At 68.9% G+C, this 16,381-nt stretch carries 16 protein-coding genes; 9 read left to right on the top strand and 7 right to left on the bottom strand.

What is annotated here, in order from left to right; genetic code table 11:
• Window positions 1–16: 16 nt before the first annotated feature.
• Window positions 17–2,239, bottom strand: coding sequence for a transglycosylase domain-containing protein (locus tag OG293_RS11965; RefSeq protein ID WP_405998777.1), 2,223 nt, complete (start codon window positions 2,237–2,239; stop codon window positions 17–19).
• A gap of 268 nt (window positions 2,240–2,507) precedes the next feature.
• Between OG293_RS11965 and OG293_RS11970 the strand changes: the two genes are divergently transcribed.
• From OG293_RS11970 to OG293_RS11995, 6 genes are all read left to right on the top strand, one after another.
• On the top strand, window positions 2,508–3,443 hold the full coding sequence (locus OG293_RS11970; protein WP_405998778.1) for an SPFH domain-containing protein: 936 nt from the start codon (window positions 2,508–2,510) through the stop codon (window positions 3,441–3,443).
• On the top strand, window positions 3,389–3,655 hold the full coding sequence (locus OG293_RS11975; RefSeq protein WP_406003570.1) for a hypothetical protein: 267 nt from the start codon (window positions 3,389–3,391) through the stop codon (window positions 3,653–3,655). The genes OG293_RS11970 and OG293_RS11975 overlap by 55 nt, the downstream gene beginning before the upstream one ends.
• A gap of 207 nt (window positions 3,656–3,862) precedes the next feature.
• Complete coding sequence (locus OG293_RS11980) at window positions 3,863–4,387, top strand: PadR family transcriptional regulator (RefSeq protein WP_405998779.1); 525 nt, start codon at window positions 3,863–3,865, stop codon at window positions 4,385–4,387.
• On the top strand, window positions 4,384–5,070 hold the full coding sequence (locus tag OG293_RS11985) for an ABC transporter ATP-binding protein (protein ID WP_405998780.1): 687 nt from the start codon (window positions 4,384–4,386) through the stop codon (window positions 5,068–5,070). Before OG293_RS11980 ends, OG293_RS11985 begins: the two co-directional genes overlap by 4 nt.
• Window positions 5,067–5,885 carry an ABC transporter permease gene (locus OG293_RS11990; protein ID WP_405998781.1) on the top strand — a complete coding sequence of 273 codons (819 nt, stop codon included), beginning with the start codon at window positions 5,067–5,069 and terminating at the stop codon, window positions 5,883–5,885. Before OG293_RS11985 ends, OG293_RS11990 begins: the two co-directional genes overlap by 4 nt.
• Window positions 5,849–7,423, top strand: a complete 1,575-nt coding sequence (locus OG293_RS11995; RefSeq protein ID WP_405998782.1) for an FtsX-like permease family protein — start codon at window positions 5,849–5,851, stop codon at window positions 7,421–7,423. Before OG293_RS11990 ends, OG293_RS11995 begins: the two co-directional genes overlap by 37 nt.
• 13 nt (window positions 7,424–7,436) lie before the next feature.
• Here the strand turns inward: OG293_RS11995 and OG293_RS12000 are convergent, their stop codons facing one another.
• Window positions 7,437–8,381 carry a hydrogen peroxide-inducible genes activator gene (locus tag OG293_RS12000; RefSeq protein ID WP_405998783.1) on the bottom strand — a complete coding sequence of 315 codons (945 nt, stop codon included), beginning with the start codon at window positions 8,379–8,381 and terminating at the stop codon, window positions 7,437–7,439.
• Window positions 8,382–8,511: 130 nt separating this feature from the next.
• Here OG293_RS12000 and OG293_RS12005 point away from each other — a divergent pair, with 130 nt between their 5' ends.
• Together OG293_RS12005 and OG293_RS12010 are read left to right on the top strand one after the other, a co-directional pair.
• Window positions 8,512–9,066 carry a peroxiredoxin gene (locus OG293_RS12005; protein WP_405998784.1) on the top strand — a complete coding sequence of 185 codons (555 nt, stop codon included), beginning with the start codon at window positions 8,512–8,514 and terminating at the stop codon, window positions 9,064–9,066.
• A 5-nt stretch (window positions 9,067–9,071) separates the two neighbouring features.
• Window positions 9,072–9,605, top strand: coding sequence for an alkyl hydroperoxide reductase (locus tag OG293_RS12010; RefSeq protein ID WP_405998785.1), 534 nt, complete (start codon window positions 9,072–9,074; stop codon window positions 9,603–9,605).
• A 118-nt stretch (window positions 9,606–9,723) separates the two neighbouring features.
• Here the strand turns inward: OG293_RS12010 and OG293_RS12015 are convergent, their stop codons facing one another.
• From OG293_RS12015 to OG293_RS12030, 4 genes are all read right to left on the bottom strand, one after another.
• A complete protein-coding gene (locus tag OG293_RS12015) occupies window positions 9,724–11,106 on the bottom strand; it encodes an AI-2E family transporter (protein WP_405998786.1) in 1,383 nt (460 codons plus the stop codon).
• 113 nt (window positions 11,107–11,219) lie between these two features.
• Window positions 11,220–11,912, bottom strand: a complete 693-nt coding sequence (locus tag OG293_RS12020; protein ID WP_405998787.1) for a transglycosylase SLT domain-containing protein — start codon at window positions 11,910–11,912, stop codon at window positions 11,220–11,222.
• 385 nt (window positions 11,913–12,297) lie between these two features.
• Window positions 12,298–13,620 (bottom strand): PhoH family protein, encoded by a 1,323-nt coding sequence (locus OG293_RS12025; protein ID WP_405998788.1) that lies wholly within the window; start codon window positions 13,618–13,620, stop codon window positions 12,298–12,300.
• A 343-nt stretch (window positions 13,621–13,963) separates the two neighbouring features.
• Window positions 13,964–14,725 (bottom strand): isoprenyl transferase, encoded by a 762-nt coding sequence (locus OG293_RS12030; RefSeq protein ID WP_405998789.1) that lies wholly within the window; start codon window positions 14,723–14,725, stop codon window positions 13,964–13,966.
• A 212-nt stretch (window positions 14,726–14,937) separates the two neighbouring features.
• On the opposite strand from OG293_RS12030, the gene mgrA reads away from it, so the two are divergent.
• Window positions 14,938–15,975, top strand: coding sequence for an L-glyceraldehyde 3-phosphate reductase (gene mgrA, locus OG293_RS12035; RefSeq protein ID WP_405998790.1), 1,038 nt, complete (start codon window positions 14,938–14,940; stop codon window positions 15,973–15,975).
• 266 nt (window positions 15,976–16,241) lie between these two features.
• Here the strand turns inward: mgrA and OG293_RS12040 are convergent, their stop codons facing one another.
• Window positions 16,242–16,367 (bottom strand): hypothetical protein, encoded by a 126-nt coding sequence (locus tag OG293_RS12040; RefSeq protein WP_405998791.1) that lies wholly within the window; start codon window positions 16,365–16,367, stop codon window positions 16,242–16,244.
• Between the last annotated feature and the right edge of the window lie 14 nt (window positions 16,368–16,381).

Raw genomic sequence — 16,381 nt, forward strand, 5'->3', positions numbered from 1 at the left:
CTCATGGGTCATGTCCTCATGGCTTGGTGACGGGCTGCCCGTCCGGGCCACCCGGATCACCGTCGCCCGGATCGGTCGGCGGACTGGCGCTCGCCGGGTCCGAGGGGACGTCAGCGCTCGGCGTCTCGGTCGGCTCGTCCGACGGCGTCTTGCTCGGCGTCTTCGTCGGCGTCTTCGTCGGCTTGTCCTCGGGCTCCTCGCTCTCACTCTTCGAAGGCGTCGTACTCGGGGTGTTCGCCGGCGTGGGAGCCGGGTCCGCGATCACGATCTCGTCGACCTCCAGATCGAACTCGGCAGCCGCGTCATCGTCGCCGAGGGCGCCCGTCGTGTACTGCTTCCAGATCTTGGCCGGGACGCCACCGCCGTTGGCACGGCCCGCGTTGACGGTGTCGGTCAGCGTGACCTGGTTGCCCTTGGGGTCCTCACCGAAGAGGGCGACGGCGGTGACCAGCTTGGGCGTGAAGCCGACGAACCAGGCCGAGCGGTTGTTCTCCGAGGTACCGGTCTTGCCGGCCGCCTCGTAGTCGCCGGCCGCGTTCGTACCCGAGCCGGACCTCACGACGCCGGTCATGGCCGCGGTCGTGGTGTCCGCCGCCTCCCGGCCGATGACCTGGTCGCCGATCGGGTTCTTCAGATCCGCCTTGCGGAGCTGGTGCTCGGCGGACTTCACGATCGTGGGCGTGACCTTCTTGCCGTGGTTGTCGAGGCTCGCGTACACCCCGGCCATGTCCCAGGTGGAGGCGCCCATCGTGCCGAGCGTCATCGCGGGCCGTTCCGGCCAGCCCTTGGCGTCCTTCATCCCGAGGTCGAGGGCGGTCTTCTTCGCCTTGTCCGGGCCGACGTCCACGATCATCTGCGCGAAGACGGAGTTGATCGAGCTGTTCGTCGCCCGCTGGACGCTGACCGGACCGTAGTCCTTGTCGTCCTCGTTCTCCGGCGCGAACGGGGTGTCGCTGCCCTCGACCGGCCGCTTGCTCGTGCCGTCGTACGTGGTGTTGAGGCCGATCGGCTCATCGTCCTGCGTCTTGGCGTGGTTCTCCAGGGCCGAGGCGAGGACGACCGGCTTGAAGGTCGAGGCCGGCTGGTAGTCGCGTCGGGTGGCATTGGACAGCCAGTGCTCGGTGGCGCCGATACCGCCATAGAGCGCGACGATGTGCCCGGTCCCCGGCTCGACCGAGGTCGCGCCCGCCTGGACGGTGGCATCGGCCTTGTCCTTCTTACGGTCGAGCTTCGCTTCGAGCTGCTTGTCGACCGCCTTGACCAGGGTCTTCTGGCGCTTCTCGTCGATGTTGAGGGTGATCGTCCAGCCGCCGGCCTTGATCTCGTCCTCGCCGATGCCCTGGCGCTCCAGCTCGGCGTTGGCCGCGTCGACGAGATAGCCGGTCTGGCCGTCCATGCCGGGTGCCGCCTTCGGCTCCTTCGGCACGGGGAACTTCAGGCTCCCGCGCTTGCCGGCGTCGAGCCAGCTCTCCTCGACCATGTTGTCGAGGACGTAGTTCCAGCGTTCGGTGACCATCTTCTTGCCGGTGTCGGAGGCGACCGCCCAGTCGTACTGGCTCGGGGCCTGGAGCAGCGCGGCGAGATACGCGCCCTCGCCGACGGTCAGCCTGGACGCGTCCTTGCGGTAGTACGCCTGCGCCGCGGCCTGGATTCCGTAGGCGTTGCGGCCGTAGTAGCTGGTGTTGATGTACCCGGCGAGGATCTCGCTCTTTTCCCTCTTCTGGTCCACCTTGAGCGAGATCACCAGCTCTTTGAGCTTGCGGGTGGCCGTCTGATCCTGGTTCAGGTAGTAGTTCTTGACGTACTGCTGGGTGATGGTCGAACCACCCTGCTTGCCCTTGCCCGTCAGGGTGTTCATCACTCCGCGGGCAGTGCCCTTGAAGTCGACTCCGGAGTCCTTGAAGAAGGTCTTGTTCTCGGCCGCGACAAAGGTGTACTGCACGTCCTTGGGGATCTTCTCAAGACCGACGATCTCGCGGTTGATCTTGCCCGTGCGTGTGAGGATCTTGCCGTTGCTGTACTTGTAGACGTTGCTCTGCATCTCGGCCGCGGCGTTGGCCGAGGGCACGGGGACCATCAGATAGATCACGAAGAACGCGCCCATCACCAGCAGGCACAGGCCGAAGAAGGTACCCAGCAGCTTCTTCCAGGTGAAGAAGCGCCGTATGCCCGTGGGCTTGCCCTCCTGCGTCCGGCGCGCGCCGCGCTGCCGGGCTTGTCGCGCTTCCGCTCGGCCCATCGCTTCGTTGCTCCGCTCGTCGTCTTCTGTCGTCGCCTGCCGGTACCAGCCCGGCGCGGCCCGGATCCGGGCCGGAATCAGCTCAGAAAGCTAACACCGCCCGTACAGACAAAGGGCAACCGATCCGGTCTTTTCCGGACGTGAGAATCAGCACCCCTTCTCATGGAACCGACTCATGAAACACGTTGAGGGTTGCCGGGCGAGTTAAAGTGATATCACTATGATAGATCGTCGGCGAGCGTCGCCGACACCGAAACGGGGAGCACACATGCCTGCCACCAGCACATCCGCCACCGGGGACCTGCCCCAGATGCCCGCTCCACAGGTCCGCGAATTTCCGGCGCACAGCATCGGCGGGGGGCTCGCGCTGCTGCTCGGGCTCCTGGGAATCACCACCGGGGCGGCCCTCGTCGCGGCCGGGGCGACGGTGGGCGCGGACGGCCTCAAGGCCGCGTTGATCGTGCTCGGGCTGCTGACCGCGATAGGCGCCTTCATCGCCATGTGCGGACTGAACATGGTCGCGCCGGGCGAGGCGCGGGTGGTCCAGCTCTTCGGGCGCTACCGCGGCACGATCCGCACGGACGGGCTGCGCTGGGTCAACCCGCTCACCTCCCGGGTGAAGATCTCGACGCGGGTCCGGAACCACGAGACCGCGGTGCTCAAGGTGAACGACGCGTACGGCAACCCGATCGAGCTGGCGGCGGTCGTCGTGTGGAAGGTGGAGGACACCGCGCAGGCGATGTTCGAGGTCGACGACTTCCTGGAGTTCGTCTCCACCCAGACGGAGGCTGCGGTGCGGCACATCGCGATCGAGTACCCCTACGACGCGCACGACGAGGACGACCTGTCGCTGCGCGGCAACGCGGAGGAGATCACGGAGAAGCTGGCGGTCGAGCTGCAGGCGCGCGTGGAGGCGGCGGGCGTTCACGTCATCGAGTCGCGCTTCACGCACCTCGCGTACGCACCCGAGATAGCGTCCGCGATGCTCCAGCGCCAGCAGGCGGGCGCGGTGGTCGCGGCGCGGCGGCAGATCGTCGACGGTGCGGTGGGCATGGTGGAGGCGGCGCTGCTCCGGATCACGGAAGCGGACATCGTCGAACTCGACACGGAACGGAAGGCGGCCATGGTCTCGAACCTGATGGTGGTGCTCTGCGGCGACCGCGCACCCCAGCCGGTCCTCAACACGGGCACGCTCTACCAGTGACGCCACCGCCCGAGCGCAAGCAGGTACTGCTGAGGCTGGACCCGGCGGTGTACGAAGCGCTGGCCCGGTGGGCGTCGGACGAGCTGCGCAGCGCGAACGCGCAGATCGAGTTCGTGCTGCGCCGGGCGCTGGCGGAGGCGGGGCGACTGCCGGGCGAGGTGGGCCCGATCGCCCGGCGGGGCCGCCCCCCGAAGCCACCGGAGGACTCCTGACGGGGCGCCACCCCCGCGCCCCCGCACCTCCGCGCCCCCCGCGCCTCAATCGCCGGACGGGCAGGGTCCTGCCGGATCCCGGAGGAGCGGAAGGCGCGGGGCGCGGCCCCGTTCCGGCGGGACCCCGGAGCGGGGCTGGCCCTGAGCGACCCCGGCCAGCCCCCTCCGTATACACCGCATGTATACACACGGTGTAGAGTGCTCGGCATGTCCATTGGTCACACCCTCCTGGGACTCCTCGAGTCCGGCCCGCGCCACGGCTACGACCTCAAGCGCAGCTTCGACGAAAAGTTCGGCCACGACCGCCCTCTCCACTACGGCCAGGTCTACTCGACCATGTCCCGCCTCCTGAAGAACGGGCTCGTCGTGGTCGACGGCATGGAGGCCGGCGGCGGCCCCGAGCGCAAGCGGTACGCCATCACCGACACCGGGATCACCGACGTCTCGCGGTGGCTCGCCCAGCCCGAGAAACCCGAGCCGTATCTGCAGTCGACCCTCTACACCAAGGTCGTCATCGCGCTGCTCACCGGCCGCGGCGCCGCCGATCTGCTCGACACCCAGCGCGCCGAGCATCTGCGCCTGATGCGCATCCTCACCGACCGCAAGCGCCGCGGCGATCTCGCCGACCAGCTCATCTGCGATCACGCCCTCTTCCACCTCGAAGCCGACCTCCGGTGGCTCGAACTGACGGCGGCCCGGCTCGACTCGCTCGCCGAGGCGGTACGCGGATGACGCCCGTCGGCTCCCTCCTCGCCGCCACCGATCTGCGCAAGTCCTACGGACCGACTCCCGCGCTCGACGGCGCCTCCTTCTCCGTCCACCCCGGCGAGGTCGTCGCCGTCATGGGCCCCTCCGGCTCCGGCAAATCGACCCTGCTGCACTGTCTGGCCGGGATCGTCCGGGCCGACTCGGGCGCGATCAGCTACGGCGGCCGGGATCTCACGACGATGTCGGACGCGGAACGCAGCAGCCTGCGGCGTACGGAGTTCGGCTTCGTCTTCCAGTTCGGCCAGCTCGTACCGGAATTGAGCTGCACGGAGAACGTGGCCCTGCCGCTGCGGCTCAGCGGCACCCGCCGCAAGGAGGCCGAGCGCACCGCCAAGGAGTGGATGGAGCGCCTCGACGTCGCCGACGTCGGGCACCAGCGCCCCGGCGAGGTCTCCGGCGGTCAGGGCCAGCGGGTCGCGGTCGCCCGCGCCCTGGTCACCTCTCCGCGCGTCCTGTTCGCCGACGAGCCGACGGGCGCCCTCGACTCGCTCAACGGCGAGCAGGTCATGCAGTTGCTCACCGACGCCGCCCGAGACACCAACGCCGCGGTCGTCCTGGTGACCCACGAGGCACGGGTGGCCGCCTACTCCGACCGTGAGGTCATCGTCCGTGACGGCAAGGTCCGTGACATGGCTGGTGCGGCGTGAACCGCGGCACCGCCTGGACACGTGACCTGACCCTGGGCGTCCGGTTCGCCGTCACCGGCGGCCGGCGCGGCTGGACGCGTACGGTCCTGACGGCCGTCGGCGTCGGCCTCGGTGTCTCGCTCCTCCTCTTCGCGGCCTCTGTGCCGAGCCTGCTCCAGGGCCGCGACACCCGCGCCAGCGCCCGGCTGGCCGATCTCTCCGAGGCGAAGCGGTCCGGCCATTCCTTCCTCTTCGTCCGAACGAGCACGCTCTACCGCGAGGACACGGTCAGTGGCGTCGTGTTCCAGCCCGACGGCGACAGGGCCCCGGCCCCTCCCGGACTGACGGAGCTGCCGGCCCCCGGCGAGATGGCCGTCTCCCCCGCACTCGCCGTACTGCTCGACTCGCCCCGCGGAGAGCTGCTGCGCGACCGGCTGCCGTACAAGGTCGGCGCGACCATCGGGGACCGGGGCCTGACCGGCCCGGCCGAGCTGCGCTACTACGCGGGCAGTCCGACCCCGCTGGACGAGTCCGCCGACGGGCGTTCGGACCACTTCGGCGGCACCCAGGAGCGCGACCCGATGAGTGCGGTGCTCCTGCTGATCATCGTGATGGCCTGCGTGGCCCTTCTGCTGCCCGTGGCCGTGTTCATCGGCACGGCGGTCCGTTTCGGCGGCGAGCAGCGGGACCGCCGGCTCGCGGCTCTGCGCCTGGTCGGCGCCGACCAGGCGATGACCCGGCGCATCGCGGCCGGTGAGTCCCTGTGCGGCGCGCTGCTCGGACTCGCCGCGGCGCCGGGATGTTCGCGCTCCTGCGTCGACTCGCGGGCTCCGTGACCGTCTGGAACGTCAACGCGTTCCCCTCCGACATCGTGCCGAGCCCCTGGCTGACGGCACTGATCGCCCTCGCCGTTCCCGCGACAGCGGTCGGCGTGACCCTCTTCACCCTGCGCGGCGTGTCCATCGAACCGCTCGGGGTCGTCAGGAACGCGGCTCCGCGCCGGCGCCGGCTGTGGTGGCGCGTCGCTCTGCCTGTCGCCGGAGTCGCCCTGCTGCTCTCCCAGTCAGGGAAGGTCGGCATGGCCGACACCCGGATCGCGACCTACCGGATCGCCCTCGGCGCGGTGCTGGTGCTCGTCGGGATCACCGCGCTCCTGCCGTGGCTGGTGGAAGCGGTCGTCCAGCGGCTTCGCGGCGGCCCGGTGCCCTGGCAGCTGGCCGTCCGCAGGCTCCAGCTCAGCAGCGGCGCGGCCGCCCGAGCGGTGAGCGGCATCGTGGTCGCCGCCGCCGGGGCGATAGCGCTCCAGATGCTCTTCTCCGCCGTGCAGAGCGACTTCATGAAACCGACCGGCATGGACGTGGCCCGCGCGCAGCTCGAGACCAACGCGTCGGCCAAGGACGGTTCGGCGGCACGGGAAATGATCGAGAAGTACTCCGCGACGAAGGGCGTCCAAGGGGTGATCGGCTTCATCGAGGCCGATGTCGAACGACCGGGGCCGCTGCGTTCGGGCGAGGGCTACGCCCCCATCACACAGCTCACCGTCGCCGACTGCCCCTCCCTGAAGGAGCTGGCCAGGATCACCTCGTGCAAGGACGGGGACGTCTTCATCGCCCAGACGCACGGCGAGGAGGGACCGCCCGACGACTTCCTCGCCAGGACCGCGAAGGCGGGCGCCCAGGTCAACATCCACCCCCAGTCCTACAGGGAGATCGGCAAGGTGCGTCCGCAGCCGGTGCTCTGGCGCATTCCCGCCTCGGCCAAGCTCGTCGACTCGCGCCGCGACCCCATGGGCCGCTACTCCTTCGGCATCATGGCCACCCCTTCGGCCATCGATGTCACGCCGCTGCGCGATCCCCGCGCCAGGGCGATGATCAAGCTCGACCCGCACGTGCCGGACGCCGCCGAGTACGCCCGTAACACCACGGCCCGGATCGACCCGTTGACGCACGTGTCCACCCTGCAGAACTTCGAGCGCGACAGCCAGTTCACCAGCGTCCGCACCGGCCTGTTCGTCGGCACGACCGCCACGATGGCGCTGATCGCCGCGTCGATGCTCGTCTCCACACTGGAGCAGTTGCGCGAGCGCAAGCGCCTTCTGTCGGTGCTGGTGGCCTTCGGCACCCGGCGCGCGACGCTGAGTTGGTCGGTGCTGTGGCAGACGGCCGTGCCCATCACGCTGGGTCTCGTCCTGGCGGTCGGCGGTGGCATCGGTCTCGGGCTCGTGCTGCTGAAGCTGGTCGGCAAACAGGTCGCGGACCGGTGGGCGTTCCTGCCGGTCATCGGGGTCGGGGCCGCGCTGATCGCACTGGTGACACTGCTGAGCCTGCCGCCCCTGTGGCGCATGATGCGCCCGGACGGGCTGCGCACGGAGTAGCGGGCCCCGGCGGTCAGCTCAGCACCCGGACCGGCAGCGAGCCCATCGCCTTCCGCAGTGCCCGAGCGAACTCCTCGAACTCGCCCTGGCGTGCCGCCCCCGCGCGCATCGCCAGGGCGATGCGGCGTGCGGGAGCGGGCTCGGCGAAATAACCGGTCTGCAGTCGCGCCGCACGGCCCGTCTCCACCTCGACCGCGGTCCGCGGCAGCAGCGTCACCCCCAGCCCGCCGGCGACCAGCTGTACCAGGGTCGCCAGCCCCGCGGCGGTCGTGGTGACCGGGGCGCCGTCCGTGCGCCCGGCCTCCCGGCAGATGTCGAGGGCCTGGTCACGCAGACAGTGCCCCTCGTCGAGCAGCAGCAGATGCAGCTCGCGCAGTGCCTCGCGCGGGATGTCCTGACGGCCGCCCAGCCAGTGGTCGTCCGGAGTGACCAGCACGAAGTCCTCGTCGAACAGGGGCAGCTCGGTGACGGTGGGCACGCCGAGCGGCACGGCGAGCAGCAGCAGATCGAGCCGGCCGGCGGCGAGTCCCTCCAGCAGCGAGGACGTCTGCTCCTCATGGACCTGGAGATCCAGTTCGGGGTAGGTGTCGTGGACGAGCCGCAGGACGTTGGGCAGCAGATAGGGCGCGACGGTCGGGATCACACCGAGCCTGAGGATCCCGGTGAAGGGGGCGCGTACCGCCTCCGCCTCCTCCATCAGTTGGCCGACCGCCTCCAGCACGGCCCTGGTCCGCACCGCGAGGCGCTCGCCCGCCGACGACAGCAGCACCTTGCGGGTCGTACGCTCAAGGAGTTGGACACCCAGTGCCTCCTCAAGGGCCGACACGGCTCCGGAGAGCGCGGGCTGACTCATCCCGATTGCCGCCGCGGCGTCCCGGAAGTGCAGATGTTCGGCCACGGCCGCGAAGGCACGCAGCTGCGCGAGGCTCGGCTGTTTGCCCCTGTTCGACCCGCTCACTGATAACCACCTTCGATCACGGCGACCGAGTCTAGCTATTTCCGCGATCAATGCACTCTGTGTCAGGATCAAGATCCGTCCAACCCCCTGGAAGACCCCACAAGGGAAATCCATAGCGCAAGGAGCGCACGTGCTCACTGTCGGTGACCGGTTCCCCACGTTCGAACTGACTGCCTGCGTCTCGCTGGAGAGCGGCCAGGAGTTCCAGGAGATCAACCACAAGTCCTACGAGGGCAAGTGGAAGGTCGTCTTCGCGTGGCCCAAGGACTTCACCTTCGTCTGCCCCACCGAGATCGCGGCCTTCGGCAAGCTGAACGAGGAGTTCGCCGACCGTGACGCCCAGATACTCGGCTTCTCCGGCGACTCCGAGTTCGTCCACCACGCCTGGCGCAAGGACCACGCCGACCTGCGCGACCTGCCCTTCCCGATGATGGCCGACTCGAAGCACGAGCTGATGCGCGATCTCGGCATCGAGGGCGAGGACGGCTTCGCGCAGCGCGCCGTCTTCATCGTCGACCCGAACAACGAGATCCAGTTCACGATGGTGACCGCCGGTTCCGTCGGCCGTAACCCCAAGGAGGTCCTGCGGGTACTGGACGCCCTGCAGACCGACGAGCTGTGCCCCTGCAACTGGACCAAGGGCGAGAACACCCTCGACCCGGTCGCGCTTCTGTCGGGCGAGTGATCCGGATGTCTCTCGACGCACTCAAGTCCGCCGTACCGGACTACGCCAAGGATCTGAAGCTGAACCTCGGTTCGGTGATCGGCAACAGCGAGCTTCCGCAGCAGCAGCTGTGGGGCACCGTCCTTGCCTGCGCGATCGCCTCGCGCTCGCCGCGGGTGCTGCGTGAGCTGGAGCCGGAGGCCAGGGCCGCCCTCTCCGCCGAGGCGTACACCGCAGCCAAGTCGGCGGCGGCCGTCATGGCGATGAACAACGTCTTCTACCGGACGCGTCATCTGCTCTCCGACCCGGAGTACGGGACGCTGCGCGCCGGTCTGCGGATGAACGTCATCGGCAACCCGGGCGTGGAGAAGGTCGACTTCGAGCTGTGGTCGCTCGCCGTCTCCGCGATCAACGGCTGCGGTCAGTGCCTGGACTCCCACGAGCAGGTGCTCCGCAAGGCCGGGGTGGACCGCGCGACGATCCAGGAAGCCTTCAAGATCGCCGCGGTGATCCAGGCGGTCGGTACGACCCTGGACGCCGAAGCCGTGATGGCCGGCTGAACCCTGCGCGGTGACAAGGCGCCTCCGCCCGGCTCGATGCCGGACGGGGGCGCCTTCGTCGTAGGCCGTCCGCGTCCGCGCAACCCCTCGTGGTCTCCCACCCGTTCCGGCTAGGAGATCACTCCCGCTCCTGCGCGACCGCGGGGACGGCCTCGGCGGATGCCGGGGCCGGTCCCGCGGTGGATGCCGGGGCCGGTCCCGCGGTGGATGCCGGGGCGGGCACCATCTCGACCGCGGGCGCGCCGTTCGGCTGCGGAGCGGAACGCATCGCCTGCTCCTTGCTGTACGCGCGCAGATAGCCGACGACGGTGTTGGTCACCGCCACCAGCGGTACGGCGACCACCGCACCGCCGATGCCCGCGGTCATGCCCCCCGCGGCGACCGCGAGTACGACGGCGAGGGGATGGACCCGCACCGCACGGCCCAGGATGAACGGCTGGAGCACATGGCCCTCGATCTGCTGCACGGCGAGGACGACGATGAGCACCATGAGCGCGGTGAACACGCCCTGGGTGACCAGCGCGACGACAACGGCGAGCGCGCCGGAAATCACCGCGCCGACCAGCGGGATGAAGGCGAACAGGAAGATGAAGACGGCGAGCGGCACGGCCATCGGGACATCGAGGAAATAGATGCCCAGACCGATGAAGATCGCGTCGATCAGCGCCACGATCACCGTGCCGCGCACATAGGCGGTGAGCGTGCGCCAGGCGCGCGGCCCCGCTCCGGCGACACCCTCGCGGGCCTGTGCCGGGACCAGCTTGAGCACCCACTCCCAGATGCGCTTCCCGTCGTAGAGCAGGAAGAGCGTCGAGAACATCGCCAGCAGAATGCCGGTGAGTATCTCGACCATCACCGTCACACCCTGCAGGCCCGCCGAGGTGATCTCCTCGGTGTTGGTCCCGATGGTGTCGCTGAGGTTCTTCGCGATGTCGTTGATCTGCTGCTCGGTGACGTGGAAGGGACTGTCGAGCAGCCAGCGCTTGAGCTCCTCGATGCCGTCCCTGACCCGGTCGGAGAGATTGTCGAGGTTGTCCATGACCTGCCACACCACGAACCAGCCGACCAGGCCCATGACGACGAAGCCGGCTACCGCCGTGACGGCCGTGGCGAGCCCCCGGGGCAGGCCGAGCCGCTTCAGCCGGGCCACGGTGGGCTGGAGCATCGCGGTGACCAGCAACGCGGCTACGAACGCGAGGACCACCAGCTGAACAGCGCTGATGACCCGCATCAACACCCAGAGCGTGCCCGCCAGTACGAGCAGCCGCCAGCCGGCCTCGGCCGCGACGCGCATCCCCCAGGGGATCGCGGCGACCGGATCGGGCCTGGCGGCGACGGTGGGCGCGTAGGAGGGCGGGGGCGGGACGCTGTCCGGGGCGGCGGGCAGGACGACCGCGGGCACATGCTCCTCGGCGGCCTCGCTGCGGCGCTCGTCCAGGGCTTCGCCGATGCGCGTCAGACCGGCGCCCATTCCGGCGAGCCATCCCGGCAGTCTCGACATGATCGTTCCTCTTCCCCCCACCGCTCCCCCGGGTGCTCGACCGACGGTACACGCACCGAGCCCCCCACCGTAGGACGGTGGGGGGCTCGGTGAAGTTGAGCGGCGGACCGGATCTAGTACCAGTGGTTGGCCTGCCAGAACGACCACGCGCCACAGGGGCTGTCGTAGCGGGTGTTCATGTAGTTCAGGCCCCACTTGATCTGGGTCGCGGGGTTGGTCTGCCAGTCGGCGCCGGCCGAGGACATCTTCGAGCCGGGCAGTGCCTGGACGAGACCATAGGCGCCGGAAGAGGCGTTCTGTGCGCGGTAGTTCCAGCTGGACTCGTGGTCCACGATGTTGCTGAAGCACTGGAACTGGTCGGCAGGAATCATCTGCCGTGCGATCGCCTTGACCTCGGCGACGGTGTAGGAACCCTTGGCGGTGAAGCTGGACGCGTCGCGGACGGCGTCGCGGCTGGCGCGCTCCGCCTTCGCCTCGGCCTCACGCTCGGCCTTCTCCTCGGCGGCTTCCTTCTTCGCCTCGGCGGTCTTGGCGGCCTGGATGCGGGCGGCTTCCTCGGCAGACTTCTTCGCGGCCGCGTCTGCGGCAGCGGCCTGTGCGTCGGCCTGCTGCGTCAGGGACGAGACCTGAACCTGGGCCTGCTGGCCCACGGGTATGTCCGCGAGGAGAGTCGCATCGGCGGCCGTTGCCTCAAGATTGTCTCCCGAGGGCTGGGCATTGCCCGACGCAACGCCCACGACGGCGCCGACGGTGGTGACCGCAGTGGCAGATGCCACCGCGAATCCCCGGACCGAGATCCGGCTCACACGCTTTCCTTCCAGCATCATCCGCATAGGTGACCTCGCGGACGCGATCGTGCCCCTGGCGCTGGCCTCCCCACTGGGTCACGGGAGGCACGGGCCCGGTGGGCAACTCCCCTGCGGGAGAAGCCGCATAATGCTGGCGGGCGGCATACGACGGCAGTTGTGGAGTTATGTGGTGCTGTGCACCTGGTGTTGCTGGTGTGCCGTATGCGGGGCCTGACGGAAGCAAGACTCTGCCGGACGCCGACGCCGCAAGGCAATTCTTCGTTGCGTGTGAAAGCTCACACCCCGTTTGCGCCAGGTGTTTTACGGAAACCGGCGGACAGCAAGGCGCCGCCCGGCTACGCTCTTGCGCTTCGCCGGGCGGCGCCAACTGCCGCATTCCGTACTAGATCTGGCCTTCCTCCAGCATTTCGGTCACGAGCGCGGCGATCTGGGAGCGCTCGGAGCGAGTGAGGGTGACATGCGCGAAGAGCGGATGGCCCTTCAACTTCTCGACAACGGCGACGACTCCGTCATATCGGCCGACGCGCAGATTGTCCCGCTGTGCCACGTCATGTGTGAGAACGACCCGGGAATTCGCCCCGATTCGGGACAGAACCGTCAGCAGAACATTCCGTTCCAGTGACTGGGCCTCGTCGACGATGACAAACGCGTCGTGCAGCGAACGGCCACGGATGTGGGTGAGCGGCAGGACCTCCAGCATGCCGCGCCCCAGGACCTCCTCGATCACCTCACGGCCCGCCACGGCCGAGAGGGTGTCGAAGACCGCCTGCGCCCAGGGGCTCATCTTCTCGGCCTCGGTGCCGGGCAGATAGCCGAGCTCCTGCCCGCCCACGGCGTACAGCGGCCGGAAGACCATCACCTTCTGGTGCTGCCGGCGCTCCAGGACCGCTTCGAGGCCGGCGCACAGCGCCAGCGCCGACTTTCCGGTGCCTGCCCGGCCGCCCAGCGAGACGATCCCGACGTCCGGGTCGAGGAGCAGATCGAGCGCGATGCGCTGCTCGGCGCTGCGGCCGTGGATGCCGAAGGCCTCCCGGTCACCGCGCACCAGCCGGACATTGCCCTCCGCCGTGACCCTGCCGAGCGCCTTGCCGCGCTCGGACTGGAGGACGAGCCCTGTGTGGACGGGCAGCTCGGCCGACTCGGGGACGTAGAGCGTCTCCTCCGCGTACAGCAGATCCACCTGTTCGGCGGAGAGGGACAGGTCCGACATACCGGTCCAGCCGGAGTCGGTGATGGCCAGTTCGGCGCGGTACTCCTCGGCCAGCAGACCGACCGAGGACGCCTTGATACGGAGCGGCAGGTCCTTGGAGACGACCGTGACGTCATAACCCTCGGCCTGCAGATTGCGCGCTACCGCCAGAATCCGTGAGTCGTTGTCCCCCAATCGGAAGCCGGCCGGAAGGACGCCGGGATCGGAGTGGTTGAGCTCGACACGGAGCGTGCCGCCGAGGTCGCCCATGGGGATGGGGGCGTCAAGACGGCCGTACCGGACACGGAAGTCGTCCAGCAGGCGCAGTGCCTGGCGGGCGAAGTATCCGAGTTCGGGATGGTGCCTCTTGGCCTCCAGCTCTGTGATCACCACGATCGGGAGCACGACTTCATGCTCGTCGAAGCGGCTCAGGGCGTTCGGATCGGCCAGCAGAACGCTGGTGTCGAGAACATAGGTGCGCCTGTCGGGCATGCGGCGCTTTGTGCTGTTCACCACGGAAGGACGTACCCCCTCGGATGAGGTCGGGGTGCGACGGCGTCGCGGGGGAGTGGGCCGGGCTCGGGCACCGATGCGCGGGCCGAGCTCCGGCCCTCCGCGCGGTCCGCACGATCAGTGCGGTCCTTCGTGTGCAAAGGGCCTCCCGGGTGAGCGGTCTCGGCCGCTCACTGAGATACGACGTTCGTGGATCGGACGTCGACCTGGAAGGGATATTCCCTCGAACATGCGCTGCCATGCCAGGGCATATGACGACGCGTGGATGAACAGAGGGTGATCACCCCGCTGGAGGAGGGTGCGCGGGCCCGTCTCTTGGACCAGGGCCGATCGGGTGAGCGGGGGGTCAGGTGCCGTAGCGGCGGTGGCGCGCCGCGTAGTCGCGCAGCGCGCGCAGGAAGTCGACTTTGCGGAACGCGGGCCAGAAGACTTCGCAGAAGTAGTACTCGGAGTGGGCGCTCTGCCAGAGCATGAATCCGGACAGCCGCTGTTCGCCGCTGGTACGGATGACCAGGTCCGGGTCGGGCTGACCGCGGGTGTAGAGATGCTCCGAGATGTGTTCGACGTCGACGATCTCGGCGAGCTCCTCGAAGCTCGTCCCCTTGTCCGCGTGCTCCAGAAGCAGCGAGCGGACGGCGTCCGCGATCTCCTGCCGTCCTCCGTAGCCGACGGCGACGTTCACCAGTATTCCGTCGATCCCGTCGGTCGCCTGTTCGGCTTCCTTCAGTACGGACTGGGTGCGGGCGGGCAGCAGGTCCAGCGTGCCGACGTGGTGCACGCGCCAGCGGCCGTCGGCGGCCAGGTCGCGGACAGCGTTCTCGATGATGCCGAGGAGGGGGACGAGCTCACCTTCGGGCCGGTCGAGGTTGTCGGTGGACAGCATCCAGAGGGTGACGACCTCTACATCGGTCTCGGCGCACCAGCCCAGCAACTCCTGGATCTTGCTCGCTCCGGCCTTGTGTCCCTGCTCGGCCGTGCCGCCCGAAGCCTTGGCCCATCGACGGTTGCCGTCGAGGATGACGCCGATGTGCTTGGGCACCTGGGCGTGGTCGAGTCGGCCTTCCACCCGGCGCGCGTAGAGCCCGTACACCAGGTCGCGCAAGTTCACTGAGTCCACCTCTCGGTTCTGTCGGGCTCACCGGCCCGTCGCGCCGGGGGTCCGGGGGACCGCGGCGCCAGTCGTCGGCGTGCCGGTCCCCGGGAGACGCGGCACTGTCCCTGACCCCCGTGCGTGCAGCAGCCCCGAAGCCGCCACAGTACTGCGCGCGGGCCACGGCAGCCCAACCCGGTCTGTCACAAGTCCGTGATAAGGAGGGATGCATGACTGATTCCCCGTTCTACCGAGCCGACGGGAACCGCTACGAGTCGATGGAGTACCGGCGCACGGGCCGCTCCGGGCTCAAACTTCCCGCGATCTCCTTCGGCCTCTGGCACAACTTCGGCGACGACCGCTCTCTTGACTCCCAGCGCGCCATCCTGCGGCGCGCCTTCGACCTCGGCGTGACGCACTTCGACCTGGCGAACAACTACGGGCCGCCACCCGGATCCGCCGAGGTCAATTTCGGCAAGATCTTTTCGCAGGACTTCTCGGCCTATCGAGATGAACTGGTCATCTCGACCAAAGCAGGCTATCTGATGCATTCCGGACCTTACGGTGAGTGGGGTTCGCGGAAGTATCTGTTGTCCTCCCTCGACGCCTCCCTGCAGCGGATGGGCCTGGACTACGTCGACATCTTCTACTCCCACCGCTTCGACCCGGACACTCCGCTCGAGGAGACGATGGGCGCGCTGGCCTCCGCCGTGCAGCAGGGCAAGGCGCTGTATGTGGGTGTGTCGTCGTACAGCGCCGAGCAGACCGCGGAAGCGGCCCGGGTGCTGACGGAGATGGGTGTCCGTCCCCTCGTCCACCAGCCGTCGTACTCCATGATCAACCGCTGGATCGAGGACGACGGCCTGCTCGACACCCTGGAGAGCGCGGGCATGGGCTGCATCTCCTTCGTACCACTTGCTCAGGGCCTGCTCACCGGCAAGTACCTCAAGGGCATCCCCGAGGGCTCACGGGCCTCCCAGGGCAAGTCCCTGGACCCGAACCTGCTCTCCGACGAGGTCACCCGCCGGCTGAACGGCCTCAACGACATTGCCGCCGCGCGCGGTCAGTCGCTCGCGCAGCTGGCGCTGTCCTGGGTGCTGAGGGACCCGCGGATGACGTCCGCGCTGATCGGCGCGTCCAGCGTGCGGCAGCTGGAGGAGAACGTCGCGGCGCTGGCCGGCCCTCCGTTGAGCGCCGCGGAGCTGAAGGAGATCGACGCCTTCGCCGTCGACACCGCGGGCACCAATATCTGGGCCGGACGGAGCTGACGCATGCACCGCGGAACAGAAAACGGGCCGGTCCGTGGGGGGATACGGACCGGCCCGAGGGGGGGTTTCCACCATAACCCTTCCCCTGCGGCACGGAGCGCCACGCCATGCCGAAGCCGTCCACGGGAATCCCCTGACGGCCGGGCCCCGGCAGCCCCGGGCCGGTGAGCAGCCGATTCCGGGCCCGCCGCCTGCCGGGACCGTACCTCCCAAGAGGGACCCCCGGGCGCGGGCCCGGGGTTGACGAGCGGACTTCCGACTTTCCGTCAGACTGCTGAATACCTAGCCGTGTTGGCGAGAATCTGCCCCATGAAGGCGTCGCCCCACTCGCCGAGCGGCAGCAGTGCGGTGTTGGGCGCCTGGCCCAGTTCGATACCGTTTCGCCAGTACATCACCCACCGGAAGT

It is taken from the genome of Streptomyces sp. NBC_00829 (genome assembly GCF_045161795.1).
GTDB lineage: Bacteria > Actinomycetota > Actinomycetes > Streptomycetales > Streptomycetaceae > Streptomyces.

What these genes read in the sequence shown, in the direction of transcription:
- OG293_RS11965 (WP_405998777.1), bottom strand. Translation starts at nt 2,239, where the DNA reads ATGGGCCGAGCGGAAGCGCGACAAGCCCGGCAGCGCGGCGCGCGCCGG.
- OG293_RS11970 (WP_405998778.1), top strand. Translation starts at nt 2,508, where the DNA reads ATGCCTGCCACCAGCACATCCGCCACCGGGGACCTGCCCCAGATGCCC.
- OG293_RS11980 (WP_405998779.1), top strand. Translation starts at nt 3,863, where the DNA reads ATGTCCATTGGTCACACCCTCCTGGGACTCCTCGAGTCCGGCCCGCGC.
- OG293_RS11985 (WP_405998780.1), top strand. Translation starts at nt 4,384, where the DNA reads ATGACGCCCGTCGGCTCCCTCCTCGCCGCCACCGATCTGCGCAAGTCC.
- OG293_RS11995 (WP_405998782.1), top strand. Translation starts at nt 5,849, where the DNA reads ATGTTCGCGCTCCTGCGTCGACTCGCGGGCTCCGTGACCGTCTGGAAC.
- OG293_RS12010 (WP_405998785.1), top strand. Translation starts at nt 9,072, where the DNA reads ATGTCTCTCGACGCACTCAAGTCCGCCGTACCGGACTACGCCAAGGAT.
- OG293_RS12015 (WP_405998786.1), bottom strand. Translation starts at nt 11,106, where the DNA reads ATGTCGAGACTGCCGGGATGGCTCGCCGGAATGGGCGCCGGTCTGACG.
- mgrA (WP_405998790.1), top strand. Translation starts at nt 14,938, where the DNA reads ATGACTGATTCCCCGTTCTACCGAGCCGACGGGAACCGCTACGAGTCG.
- OG293_RS12040 (WP_405998791.1), bottom strand. Translation starts at nt 16,367, where the DNA reads ATGTACTGGCGAAACGGTATCGAACTGGGCCAGGCGCCCAACACCGCA.